Origin of the sequence: Paenibacillus jilunlii (genome assembly GCF_900102965.1) — a bacterium.
GTDB lineage: Bacteria > Bacillota > Bacilli > Paenibacillales > Paenibacillaceae > Paenibacillus_AQ > Paenibacillus_AQ jilunlii.
This window is the reverse complement of sequence record NZ_FNGM01000020.1, coordinates 19,619-32,631: the sequence shown is the minus strand read 5'-3', so window position 1 is coordinate 32,631 and position 13,013 is coordinate 19,619. Positions and strand designations below refer to the sequence as shown.

Annotated in this window: 9 protein-coding genes; 6 read left to right on the top strand and 3 right to left on the bottom strand. The window is 53.7% G+C overall.

Annotated elements, in window-relative coordinates:
* Positions 1 to 62 precede the first annotated feature (62 nt).
* The gene (gene bcp, locus BLQ82_RS25635) at positions 63 to 530 is read left to right on the top strand and encodes a thioredoxin-dependent thiol peroxidase (protein WP_062522486.1); all 468 of its coding nucleotides are present in this window, start codon (positions 63 to 65) and stop codon (positions 528 to 530) included.
* A 125-nt stretch (positions 531 to 655) separates the two neighbouring features.
* Entirely contained in the window at positions 656 to 4,945 is a 4,290-nt protein-coding gene (locus tag BLQ82_RS25630; protein ID WP_244281009.1) for a 2-hydroxyacyl-CoA dehydratase, read from the top strand.
* Positions 4,946 to 5,061: 116 nt separating this feature from the next.
* On the opposite strand, the gene BLQ82_RS25625 is transcribed toward BLQ82_RS25630, so the two are convergent.
* On the bottom strand, positions 5,062 to 5,748 hold the full coding sequence (locus tag BLQ82_RS25625; protein ID WP_062522488.1) for a hypothetical protein: 687 nt from the start codon (positions 5,746 to 5,748) through the stop codon (positions 5,062 to 5,064).
* Between the two features lie 240 nt (positions 5,749 to 5,988).
* Here BLQ82_RS25625 and BLQ82_RS25620 point away from each other — a divergent pair, with 240 nt between their 5' ends.
* Together BLQ82_RS25620 and BLQ82_RS25615 are read left to right on the top strand one after the other, a co-directional pair.
* Positions 5,989 to 6,444, top strand: coding sequence for a MarR family winged helix-turn-helix transcriptional regulator (locus BLQ82_RS25620; protein ID WP_062522490.1), 456 nt, complete (start codon positions 5,989 to 5,991; stop codon positions 6,442 to 6,444).
* Complete coding sequence (locus tag BLQ82_RS25615) at positions 6,441 to 7,970, top strand: DHA2 family efflux MFS transporter permease subunit (protein WP_062522492.1); 1,530 nt, start codon at positions 6,441 to 6,443, stop codon at positions 7,968 to 7,970. The genes BLQ82_RS25620 and BLQ82_RS25615 overlap by 4 nt, the downstream gene beginning before the upstream one ends.
* 427 nt (positions 7,971 to 8,397) lie before the next feature.
* On the opposite strand, the gene BLQ82_RS25610 is transcribed toward BLQ82_RS25615, so the two are convergent.
* The gene (locus BLQ82_RS25610; RefSeq protein WP_062522494.1) at positions 8,398 to 9,345 is read right to left on the bottom strand and encodes a helix-turn-helix transcriptional regulator; all 948 of its coding nucleotides are present in this window, start codon (positions 9,343 to 9,345) and stop codon (positions 8,398 to 8,400) included.
* A 154-nt stretch (positions 9,346 to 9,499) separates the two neighbouring features.
* On the opposite strand from BLQ82_RS25610, the gene BLQ82_RS25605 reads away from it, so the two are divergent.
* Positions 9,500 to 10,786, top strand: coding sequence for an MFS transporter (locus tag BLQ82_RS25605; RefSeq protein WP_074648644.1), 1,287 nt, complete (start codon positions 9,500 to 9,502; stop codon positions 10,784 to 10,786).
* Positions 10,787 to 10,810: 24 nt separating this feature from the next.
* On the opposite strand, the gene BLQ82_RS25600 is transcribed toward BLQ82_RS25605, so the two are convergent.
* The gene (locus tag BLQ82_RS25600; RefSeq protein ID WP_062522499.1) at positions 10,811 to 11,482 is read right to left on the bottom strand and encodes a DedA family protein; all 672 of its coding nucleotides are present in this window, start codon (positions 11,480 to 11,482) and stop codon (positions 10,811 to 10,813) included.
* A 108-nt stretch (positions 11,483 to 11,590) separates the two neighbouring features.
* Here BLQ82_RS25600 and BLQ82_RS25595 point away from each other — a divergent pair, with 108 nt between their 5' ends.
* Positions 11,591 to 12,988, top strand: a complete 1,398-nt coding sequence (locus BLQ82_RS25595; RefSeq protein ID WP_062522501.1) for a polysaccharide deacetylase family protein — start codon at positions 11,591 to 11,593, stop codon at positions 12,986 to 12,988.
* The last annotated feature ends 25 nt before the right edge of the window (positions 12,989 to 13,013 follow it).

The window sequence follows — 13,013 nt, the reverse complement described above, 5'->3', positions numbered from 1 at the left end:
TTCTTTTAGGTATACAAGCAATTTCGGAATATTCATCCATATTATTAAGGAGCGAACTATAAATGAACGAACTTAAGGTCGGACAAGAAGTGCCGGATTTCACCCTGCCTGCTTCCACAGGACAGAATATCAGCTTAAGTGATTACCGCGGCCGCAAGGTGGTGCTGTATTTTTATCCGAAAAATATGACGCCCGCCTGCACGCAGGAGGCCTGTGATTTCCGTGACGCCGGGGACCCGATTGCCCGGGGCAATGCAGTCGTGCTGGGGATCAGTCCGGACAGCCTGTCTTCCCACGCGAAGTTCATTGAGAAGAACAGTCTGCCGTTTCCGCTGCTCTCTGATGAGGACCATACCGTAAGCCAATTATTCGGAGTCTGGCAGCTCAAAAAGCTGTACGGCAAAGAATTTATGGGCATTGTGCGGTCCACCTTTCTCATTGATGAGCAGGGCATCCTGATCAAAGAATGGAGAAAAGTCCGGGTCAAGGGCCATGTCGATGCACTATTGGGAGAAATCATGAATAAATAAGTATGCTGGTAACTAATTGTAAATGTCTGTAACATTTTTAACAGCTTCCATAAGGCGCTCTCATGATATAGTTGCCTCATATTACTTCAAATTTGGAGCAAGGCATGGTGATGAATGGCATGATGATGCTGCGTATTGGGCTGGACGTCGGATCAACTACGGCCAAATTGGTTGTTATGGAACGCGATGTCATTGTATATCAGGATTATGTGAGACATTTTAGCGATATAAAAAAAGCTGCGCTTTCCCTCCTGTCGGATGTGCGGGACAGGTTCCCGGATCGCGAGGCAGCTCTGACTGTAAGCGGTTCCTCCGGCTTGTCCCTCTCGAAGCTTGGCGAGGTCCCGTTTGTGCAGGAGGTCATCGCCTGCACGAAGGCGATCAGCGAGCTGATCCCCCAGTGCGATACCGCTATCGAGCTGGGCGGCGAGGACGCCAAGATTATATATCTTAGCGGAGGCATTGAGCAGCGGATGAACACGGCCTGTGCGGGCGGCACCGGAGCGTTCATCGACCAGATGGCTTCCCTGCTGCAGACCGACCCGGCGGGTCTGAATGTCCTTGCCGAGCAGCATGAACGAATCTATCCTATTGCATCGCGCTGCGGCGTCTTTGCCAAAAGCGATGTCCAGCCGCTGCTCAATGAAGGCGCCCGCCGCGAGGATGTGGCGGCTTCGATTTTTCAGAGCATTGTGAACCAGACGATCAGCGGCTTGGCCTGCGGCCGCCCGATCCGTGGCCGGGTAGCCTTCCTTGGCGGGCCGTTGACCTTTCTGCCCGCGCTGCGGGAGCGGTTTGCCGAGACGCTTGGACTCAGTGACAGCGATGTGCTGTTTCCGGAGCACTCGCAGTATTTTGTCGCCATTGGTTCAGCGTTGGCGCAGACCGATCCGCTGGTTCTGCCGCTGTCCGGCTGGATGGCCCGGCTGGATGCCGTAGACTTCTCGGCCGACCGTGCCGAGGATGCTGAGCTGCAGCCGTTGTTCGCCTCGCCGGAGGAGCTGGAGCAGTTCCGCCTCCGCCACAGCCAGGCGGCAGCTCCGCGTTCGGAGCTGGATACCTATCAGGGACCTTGCTATCTCGGCATCGATGCCGGATCTACCACAACCAAGCTGGTGATTACCGGCGCTGCGGATGAAATCCTCTATACCTTTTATGGAAGCAACAAAGGCAATCCCCTGCAGTCCGTGAGCGATGCCCTGAAGGAGATCTACCGGATTCTGCCTGAAGGCTGCCATATTGCCGGTGCATATGCAACCGGTTATGGTGAAGGCCTGGTCAAGGCGGCGCTGCGTACCGACGGCGGCGAAGTGGAGACGGTCGCGCACTACAAGGCAGCCTCCAAATTCATGCCGGAGGTCGATTTCATTCTGGATATCGGCGGACAGGATATGAAGTGCATTAAGATCCGCGGCGGCGCCATCGACAGCCTCATGCTGAACGAAGCCTGCTCGGCGGGCTGCGGCTCCTTCCTGGAGAGCTTTGCGTCCGCACTGGAGCTCGGCATCGGGGAATTTGCCGCAGCGGCACTGGAATCCGCTCAGCCGGTCAATCTGGGCTCCCGCTGCACGGTTTTTATGAATTCCAAAGTGAAGCAGGTGCAGAAGGAAGGGGCTACGCTGGCCGATCTGTCGGCAGGGCTTGCGTATTCGGTCATCAAAAATGCGCTCCAGAAGGTCATCAAAATCCGCAACGCTGACGATCTGGGGCGCAACATCATTGTCCAAGGGGGAACCTTCTATAATGAAGCCGTGCTTCGCGCTTTTGAGCTGCTGACCGGAAGAATCGTGGTCCGACCGGATATTGCCGGTGTGATGGGCGCCTACGGCTGTGCGCTGATTGCCAGAGAGCATGCCGGACTTGACGGGTTCAGCACCCTTTTGGGGCCCGAAGAACTGGAAACCTTCAAATATGAAGTGTCGCCGGGCCGCTGCAGACTATGCGCCAACAACTGCGCGCTGACGATCAGCCGCTTCCCCGACAAGAGCTTCCATGTCACCGGCAACCGCTGTGAACGCGGGGCCGGAGGCAAGAAAGAGAAGAATAACCTGCCGAATCTGATGCAATACAAATATGAACGGTTTTTTGATTATGAAGGGCTGCCTGTGGAACAGGCCGAGCGGGGGACCGTCGGCATTCCGCGGACCATGAACATGTTCGAGAACTATCCGTTCTGGCATACCTTTTTCACCACACTGTGCTACCGGACGGTGCTGTCTCCGAAATCCAGCAAGAAGCTCTATGAGAGCGGAATGGACACCATTCCTTCGGAATCCATCTGCTATCCGGCGAAGATGGCCCATGGCCATGTGCAGAGCCTGCTTGGCAAAGGCGTCGATTTCATCTTTTATCCGGCCGTTGTATATGAGAAGAAGGAAGATGACGCGGCGCAGAACCACTTCAACTGCCCGGTGGTGGCCTCTTATCCCGAAGTGATCCGCAACAACATGGATGGACTGAAGGAAAAAGATATTCCGCTCGTAAGCCCGTTCCTGACCTTCGATGATATTCCGGCGCTGACCCGGGTTCTGGTGAAGACCTTCATAGATATCCCGAAGGAAGAGATTGCCGCTGCCGTGCAGACAGGACTTGCCGAAGCTGAGCGGGCCAAAGCCGATCTGCGGAACAAAGGCGAAGAAACGCTGGAGTTCCTTACCCATAGCGAAACCAAAGGCATTCTGCTCTGCGGCCATCCCTATCATGCAGATCCCGAAATTAACCACGGCATCGCCGAGATGATTACGGGCATGGGTCTGGCCGTGCTGACCGAGGATTCGGTCTGCCACCTGGACCGCAGTGAAGGGGAAGTGGGCGTGGTCAACCAGTGGACCTACCATGCCCGGATGTACCGTGCGGCCCGTCTGGCCGCCAGCAGGAATGATCTGGAGCTGGTACAGCTGACCTCCTTCGGCTGCGGCATTGATGCCATTACCTGCGATGCGGTTCAGGAAATTTTGGAGCGCAACAACAAGGTATACACCTTGATCAAGATTGATGAGATCAGCAATTTGGGCGCGGCACGCATCCGTCTGCGGTCGCTGCTTGCGGCTATGCGCGAGCGGGAAAAAGGGGATGTGAAGCCGCAGCTCCTCTATAAAACACAGGCCAACGTGCCGTTTACGAAGGAAATGAAGGAGACCTATACCATTCTGGCACCACAAATGTCTCCGATTCATTTTGAGCTGTTCGAACGCGTCTTCCGGGACGCCGGATACCGGCTCAAAATCCTGGAAAGCACCGGACCGAAGGAGACAGAGGAAGGCCTGCGGTATGTGAACAATGATGCCTGCTACCCGGCGATTGTTACGATCGGGCAGATGCTGTCAGCCCTGAAGAGCGGAGACTATGATCCGGACCGGACCGCTGTAATCATGTCGCAGACCGGGGGCGGCTGCCGGGCAACCAATTATATCTCGCTTTTGCGCAAGGCGCTGAAGGATTCCGGATTGGGGCAGATTCCGGTAATTTCGCTGAATGCCTCCGGGATGGAGAACCAGCCGGGGTTCCGGATCAGCCTGAGGCTGGCTAACCGGCTGATTGCAGCCGCCTGCTATGGCGACCTCATGATGCGGCTGCTGCACCGCTTCAGACCGTATGAAGTGATCCCGGGAAGCGCACAGGCCTTGTTCCGCAAAGGGATGGACCGCTGCAAGTCCAGTCTTTCGACCTTTTCGTTCCGGGAATACAAACGGCTGACCCGCGAAATCGTCGCCGAATTCGTTCAGCTTCCTGTGGTTAAGACCGTGAAGCCGCAGGTGGGGATTGTCGGTGAAATCCTGATCAAGTTCCACCCGGACGCCAACAACCACATCATAGAGATGATTGAGGCCGAGGGGGGCGAGGCGGTTATGCCGGATTTCCTGGACTTTATTTTCTACTGTGTCTACAATCCGATTTACAAAGCCGAGCAGTTCGGCAAAAGCAAAAAGCTGGGCTTCTTTAATCCCATGCTGATTTCCTATCTGGAAATTTACCGCAAACCGGTCAAGGCGGCGCTGGAAGAAGCAGGTCTGGCCAAAGGCCGTGAGAATATTTACGGACTGGCCGAGAAGGCCAGCCGCCTGGTCTCTGTGGGCAATCAAATGGGCGAAGGCTGGTTCCTGACCGCAGAAATGATGGATCTGCTGGATAACGGGGTTAATAATATTGCTTGTATCCAGCCTTTTGCCTGTCTGCCGAATCATATTACCGGACGGGGAATGATTAAGGGGCTGAAGGATCTGTATCCCGGCGCCAACATTGCCGCCATTGATTACGATGCCGGGGTCAGTGTCGTGAACCAGGCGAACCGGATCAAGCTGATGATGTCCATCGCCAGCGGGTTGGCGGGCAGCACTCCCCCCTCTGCCGCAAAGGTGAAAAAGGGCAGTATAATAAAGCCTGTAGTGGCCGGAAGCATCAGAAGCGATCTGTAAGCTTGCAGTTTAGTCAAATTCAAAGAGCGTACCCTTAAGCTGACGGGGGTACGCTCTTTTATTTTGCAGTCCATGCTCCAAGGATGAAGCAGGCAGGCTCATTAGGAGATGAGGAATTATTTTTGCAGCTTCAGCTTGATCCGCATAGCTTTATTCAGGTGAACAAAGTTATGCCTTGTGGCAGGCATCAGTACGAGGCCGGCAATGGTTTTGCCTCCCCAATAGTCAATCAGCCATTGCTCCGTTTCCTTGACTGCACCTTCTGCAGAAATCCGGCTGATCTGGGTTGAACAGGGCTTGTTGCGGAATTGCCCCGGCTGCAATCCGGCGATAACGGATCGTGTGCCGGCAGCCACAGCCTGACGATAATCCAGCAGGGCTTCAATGTCGACAGCTGCGCTGAATTCAGCGATCTCCTGTTCGCTCATCCCGTTTCCGGAATGAACAACAGGGGTATGGAGCTTATCCGTAAAATGTTCTGAATGAAGAATCTGCTCACGATCCGCAGTGAGGATATTCATCGTAATATCCTCGATACGGGCGCTGTGCCATATGTGCCACACGATCGAATTGTTGCTGTTAGTCGTATGTACCGGATAACTGCGCATAGTTTGCTCCCGGAGATTTTTTAGCAGCTCGTCTTCATAATTGGTCAGATCCGGGTTGCCGCCGTGCGAGGCGTACAGGCAGTCATGCAGCTCCAGGAAAAGAGACACCGCATTAGCATGCTCTTCCGGCTTTGTAATGATTCGCGTCAATTGCTGGTGGTTGGTGTTCCAGATTTTCCGGGCGTCAAGAGACATAAAGGGCTCACCGCTTCCGCTTTAATGTAGGCTATGCCCTAAATTATATAACAAAATCCCAAAGCTGGTCGGTTTTAAAGCGTGTCTGTTTTACGGCAGAGGCCCACACTAAGGATATGATTTGGTGCCATAGTATTTTTTCAGAAAGTTTCAGCAAGTGGTTGACGAATAAATAGGTAAATAGTAAAATAGTTCGCATGCGAAGTATTAATGAGTTTACGGAATTTGTGGAGGCGATGAATGTTGGAGGATAGGGAACAGCAATTGGATGATATCTTTTCTTCATTCCGCTGCATAATCCATAATTTTCAGCAGCTTATGTGGAAGGATGCAGAAAAGCTCAACATTACATCCACGCAGTTAATGGTTTTGCGCAAGTTGGAGGTACACCCGGATGTAGGAATTACGGAGCTTGCGGATCTGCTGCACTTGGGAAACAGCGCTGCCAGCGGTGTGGTTGACCGGATGGTGAAGGCTGGACTGATAACCAGACAACGCTCGGAGAGCGACAGACGTATATTTAAGCTGGCCATGACCGACAAAGGCCGGGAGATCAGGGAGCGAAGCAAACAATCGCTTCGAAGCCATCTGGAGCCCTTGTCGAACATTCCGGCGGAGGATGCCAAAGAACTGCTTAGATTGCATCGGGAAATCATTAAAATTTTGGAAAAAGGGAGAGAGAACAACAAGCTATGAGCACAATAACTGCTAACGCTGCTGCGCCGTCGAAGACGATACGCAGAGGTCCCATTATTGCGGCCCTCCTGATCGGCGCGTTCGTGGCGCTTCTGAATCAGACACTGATGAATGTGGCACTGCCCAAGATGATGGAGGACCTCAAGATTGCCGCCAATACGGCACAATGGCTGACAACAGGATTTATGCTGGTGAACGGGGTGCTTATTCCAATCAGTGCCTATCTGGTGGAGAAGTTTACTACCCGTCAATTATTTACTACCGCAATGATGCTATTTTCTATAGGAACGCTGGTCTGTGCTATAGGGACCGGCTTTGAAATGATTATGGTCGGCAGAGTGATTCAGGCTGTCGGCGCAGGAATCCTGATGCCGCTGATGAACATCGTATTCCTGCGGATCTTCCCGATTGAAGAGCGCGGCAAAGCGATGGGGCTGATGGCGGTCGCCATGATTTTCGCCCCGGCTGTAGGACCTACGCTGTCCGGTTGGGTGGTTCAGAACTATTCCTGGCGGGTGCTGTTCTACATTGTGCTTCCCCTGGCCATCTTTTCTACCCTGCTTGGCATGAAGACTATGCAGAATGTCGGAAAGCTGACTTCCCCCCGGCTGGATAAAATGGGTGTGGTGCTGTCCACGCTTGGCTTTGGCGGACTGCTGTACGGCTTCAGTGATGCCGGAACAGACGGCTGGAACAGTGCGACAGTATATGCCTGCCTGATTCTGGGTGTTGTAGCTTTGGCATTGTTTGTATGGCGTGAGCTTACAACCGACAAGCCGCTGCTGGAGTTCCGCATTTTCCGGTACAATATGTATTCATTGACCACTGTTATCAACATTATTGTCACGATGGCGTTGTATTCCGGGATGATCCTGCTGCCGATCTATCTGCAGACAATCCGCGGCTTTACACCGATGGAATCGGGGCTGATGCTGCTGCCGGGTGCAATCCTGATGGGCGTAATGTCTCCGATCACGGGGATTATTTTTGATAAAATCGGCGCCAGATGGCTGTCCGTTATCGGCTTGATTATCACAACGATTACTACTTGGGAGTTCAGCCAGATCACCCATACCACTACGTATACCCACCTGATTCTGACGTACACGGCCCGGATGTTCGGGATGTCCATGCTGATGATGCCAATCGTAACCGCCGGTCTGAACCAGCTGCCGCAGCGTCTGGCTTCACACGGTACGGCAATGTCGAATACCCTGCGGACGGTTGGGGGAGCACTGGGCATGGCGCTGTTCGTCAGCCTGATGACCAACCGGACGAAGAGCAACATTACAGAAGCCGTGATGAGCGGGTCTGTATCCCAGACCGACAAGGCGGCTATGCTCAAGCTTACACAGGACGCAACGATCAACGGGATTACCCATGCATTTACCGTGGCTACCTGGGTGACAGTTGTAGCACTGGTGCTGGCCTTGTTCATCAAGAAGACCTCACCTCAGCCTGACTTCCTGCAAACGGAAGAGACCGAACCTGTGCAGCCGTCCAAGGTGAAGTCGCAGCAGGCATAAGATCATTTGCATCATCATAAATTATGGTCTGAACCAAAAGGACTATCCGTCAGCCTTACCTGGCTGCTTGGATAGTCCTTTTTTTGATTTTTCAGGAAATTGTGATTTCCTTTTCTTATGGATAAGATTCCAACTAGCGCTTGCGGTGAAGCAGGTGGGCAGGCACCAGTGGGAAAAAGGGAACTTATTTCTCCCCAAAATCAACAATCGTGAGCTTGAAGTGGAAAAAGGAAACTTAATTGGGCCAGATTACTCCGTCAGGGGCGAAAAGAGTTGAATTAGTTATCCTCTTTCCACTTAATCTGCGGAGAACAGGGTACCCAAGTAAATTAGTTAACCTTTTTCCACTTAGAGTTGCCGCAGGATTCATGATAGAGCATTTTCCAGTAAAGGACAGCGTAGCCGTTTGTTCTATTCTGGCATGTCTTCAGCTTAATGTGCTAATGTTATATTTTGCCGCAATTTCTGCGGCCAGCGCGGCCAGTCTGCGGCGGACCGGTTCAGGCTCAAGTACCTCCACAACCGTTCCGAAGCTCAGCAAAAAACTGTACAGCCAGTTGTTCTCCGCATAAGCTACTTTAACGGTATACCCGCCGTTTCCATCCGCCTCCAGCTCCTCGCAGTCAAAGTAGTCCTCCGCCAGATGTCTGCCCTCTGCCGAAAAATGCAGGACAATGGTCTGGGTATTCTGCGGTTCTTTCCAGCCCTCTGTCCAGGGCAGATCCTGCAGGGGAATATCCAGCCGTTCGAAGCTCCGGGCTTCCTTGACCAGCGACTTCATGCGCAGCAGCTTAAACAGCCGGAAATCCTGGCGCTCTGTGCAGAATCCGTATAAATACCAGCCCGCCCCCTTATGTACAAGCGTATATGGCTCCACCATCCGGTGGCTGATCTGGCCGTCTGCGTTGACATAATCAAAAGCCACGGCAGTGCTCTCCTCCAGCGCTTCCTTCAGCAGAGCCAGACGCTCCTCCAGCGGACCCTGCAGCCCCCAGGGGGAGAAGTCGACAATTAGCTGGGTAGTTTTGCTGCGGAAGGCATGCGACTTGGAGGGAGGAATCACGCTGCTGATTTTCTCCATTAGCAGGTTGTGTTCTCCGCCTCCATAAGAAGATACGCTCTGCAGGGCGGTGAAAATATCGGCCAGCTCGCGTTCCGTAAGCACATTGCGGTCCAGCCGGTATCCCTCCATAAGCCCAATGCCGCCATTTGCGCCTTGATAAGTGACGACAGGAATGCCGGCTCCGTTAATACTGTCGATATCGCGGTAGATGGTGCGTACAGACACCTCGAACATATCGGCCAGTTCCTTGGCCTGGATCAGCGGGCGGTTCATCAGCAGAATGACAATGGAGAGCAGACGGTCAATTTTCACACAGGCTTCCTTCTTCCCTAGAGTATTCGTATTTCATTATCCTTTATTCTCACACGGAATCAAAGTGAATAAAGGCTTGCTATTTCTTTGTTATTAGAATAGTATCTAATTAGATTATTATATAATCAATGAATGCGAGGGTTATGTTGTGAACATGGATATAACGAAAAATAGCGCCGCGGCAGCGCTGAAACGGAAATCTAAGGGGTATTCCCGGCTGTTTGCGGCCGGCCTGGTTAACGGCATTGGGGACCGGTTCAGCAGTGTCGCCATGCTGGCACTGATTCTGCAGGTGACCGGATCGGGGATGGCAGTAGGGATCTCGCTAGGCATGAGGGTGCTGCCTTTTCTGTTCATGGCTCCGCTTGGCGGAATGCTGGCCGGCAGGCTGCCGCGCAAAACCATCATGATGGCCGTTGACTTGCTGCGTGTGCCAGTCGCCCTATCCTTTCTTTGGGTAGACGGAGCCGATAAGCTCTGGCTGCTGTATGCCGGGAGCTTTATTATGGCGGCTGGCGAGGCTCTGTACAGTCCGGTGCGCAAATCCTCAATTCCGCTGCTGGCCGGTCCTGACTCACTACACAAAATCAATAGCCTGGAGCAGCTGATGACCGGCTGTGTGCTGATCCTGGGGGCATTTACAGGCGGACTGGTGTCGCTGTGGTGGGGGCCGGAAATGGCTTTTGTAGCGAATGCCGCCTCGTTCCTGATGGCTGCTCTTCTGGTCTGGGGCATATCGTTTCCAGCGGACCTTGCCAGCGACACTGGCCGGACTGGGGATGTCAACCCGGCAGAGCCGGTTCTGGAAAGAAGCCACCTGAAAAGGACTGGCCGCTGGCAGAGTCTTAAGATTCTGATTGGCGGCAGTCAGGTGCTGCAGATCATTCTGGCCTATGAATTGCTGGTGCCGGTGATTAATGGATGGGACAATGTGCTGATCAGTGTGTATGCGGTACAAGTGTTTCATGCGGGGGATGTGGGGGTCGGAGCTTTCTATGCCGCACTCGGCATCGGGCTTAGCCTCAGTTTTTTTGCAGGACGGCTGCTGAAGCGGAGGCTTCTCGGGATTGCGCTTGCCGGTCTGCTGCTGGAGGGAATTCTGCTGATGTGCATCAGTGGCAGCAGGCATTTCGGGGTGGCCTTTGTGCTATATATTCTGCTGTCGTTATGCGGGGGAATTGGGAGTGCCTGTCTGGATACGCTAGTGATGCGGGAAACGCCTGCCGCCCAGCAGCCGGTTGTTTTTGGGATATTATCAGCGCTGGGCGGTTCACTGATTGGGCTGTCCATGTTCAGCGCTGGCTGGCTGCTGGAGGTCATGGAGCCAAGGACGTTGGGCTTCGCAGGCGGTGCCGGCTTCGCAGGGGCGGCATTGCTGCTCGGAGTGCTGGCATGGCTGCTCCATTACCGGAAGAGGATACCAAGGGAACAGCACCGGTGACAAAAGAAAAAATACGCCATTTTTTCACTTGGAAGGCTCTTTGACCTTAACCACCTGGGTTTCCAGGTTAATGCCTGTTTTGCGCCGGAGCAGCCGGGCCCCGATCTTGTGTCTGTAGCGGTACAGGATGATAATTGCTGCGACGGCTGCGACGCCGGAGGCAATCCAGATTGCATTTTTCTCTATCAGATGGAAGATGCCCATCCACTGGGGGCCGAACACTTTTCCGATTCCCAGAAAAAGCACTACCCACAGCAAGGCGCCACTGTATGCGTAGAGGGCAAACTTACGGAACGGCAGAGCGGTAATGCCCGAAAAGTAGCCGGTAAAATGACGTACGCCAGGGATGAAGTAGCCGATGGAAACGAGAATGCTGCCATAACGGTCGAACCAGTGCTGCGTTTTCTCCAGCTTGCTCTCTGAGAACAGAAACCATTTGCCATAACGCTGAATAAAAGGAAGTCCGGCCTTGAGCCCGATAAAATAAGTCACCGTCATGCCAACTGTAGTCCCGGCAAAAGCCACAGCGATCAGCACAAAGAAGTCAAGTTTGCCGGTATAAGAGAGAAAGCCTGCAAAGGCCATGGTGGTTTCTCCGGGAAAAGGCAGAGCCACGAACTCCAGCAAAAGTCCGAAAAAAAGTACACTATAGCCATAACTGGCGAATAATTCCTGTATCCAATTCAGCATTTCCATAAGTCTTCACTCTCCAAGGGCTCCATGCCTAATTCTATTTCCGGGCTTGTCTTCATACAATCTACCAAAAGACGCAAACGCGCCAAAAGGAAGCTGGAGGTAGAGAAGATGAAGGGTTGCCGAAAAAATAATGTCCGCCGGATCGTGCTCGGCGGTTTGCTTACTATGGTGGTTCTAGTCCTTGCATTTGCGGGGCGCACAATACTCTTTAAGAATAATCTTCCGGCTGCCCTGATGCAAGGCGTGCCTCTGGCGCCGCCTGAGGCCGGCCGGCTTCAACCGCTGCCAAGCTTCACTTCTGGCGCAGCGTTTTCCAGGAGCCTTACGCCTTCACAGGCAGCCGCCCAAACCACAGCAAAGACTGCAATAAGGGCAGAGGCTGCAGTAAAGAGTGGAGCCGCAGTATCCAAAGCTCCTGCCAAACCTCGCCTGCCTGCGCAGACCAAACAAAAAATAGTCTACTTAACGTTTGACGACGGTCCCAGCAAAATCACTCCAAAAGTTCTGGATATTCTGCGCCAGCAGGGGGTGAAGGCGACCTTTTTTGTACTTGGGGAGCAGGCCAAACTGCGGCCTGAGCTGATCCGTGCCATATGGGAACAAGGCCATGCCATCGGCAATCATACGTATAATCATAATTACCATGATTTATATAGCAGATTTACAGAGTTTTGGTCGCAAATCAAGCAAACCGAGGAGATTGTCCGAAACATCACAGGGGTGCGCCCGCAGCTCGTACGTGCACCGGGCGGCACGTTCGGACATTTCGACAAGACGTACTTCCAGCTCCTCGCCCAAGCCGGATATTCTGTTATGGACTGGACGGTAGATAGCGGTGATTCCAGGCGGAAAGGGGTGCCCGCAAAGGATATTGTACAGGAATCTGTAGCCGATATGACCGCTCCCCGGGTGATCCTGCTGCTTCATGATGGAGGAGGCCACGAGCAGAGCACCAAGGCCCTGCCGGAGATTATCAAGCGCTATAAAGCAGCTGGATATGCCTTTGGCGTGCTGGACGGAGAGGTGCAGCCAGTCCAGTTCAGAGTATCTGCCTCCGCTGCCGGAGCGGGTCATGCCCGGCCTTCCAAGGCGTGGATTGCTGCGAATATCATTCCCAACCGTGAGCTGTTCACACCGGGCAAGGCTCTGGCACTGGAGGTTGGCCTGCTGGAAACCAAGCTGCTCCCCGGAGAGTACACCATCAGTGAGGGACAATATAAGGTGCCGCTGCGTGCAGCAGTCGAAAGGCTTGGGGGGAAGGTCAGCTGGGAGGTGTCCAGCCGCAGCGGCAGGGTGGTCTGGAATGGCCGGACCATTCTGGCGGATGCAGCGCATCAGCAGCTCACCGTAACGGATGGGGACGGCAGACAGCAGGTCCGCAGTGCGGATGTGCAGCTCATCGGCTCTTCGCTATGGGTCTCCCTCCGCGGGCTGCTGGATGCTGCCGGACACCCGCCGCTGGCCGCAGCAGTGACTGCGGAGGAACGCAGGGTTAAAACGCTTTGAAATGCAGCAAAGCCGGAGGTCTGGG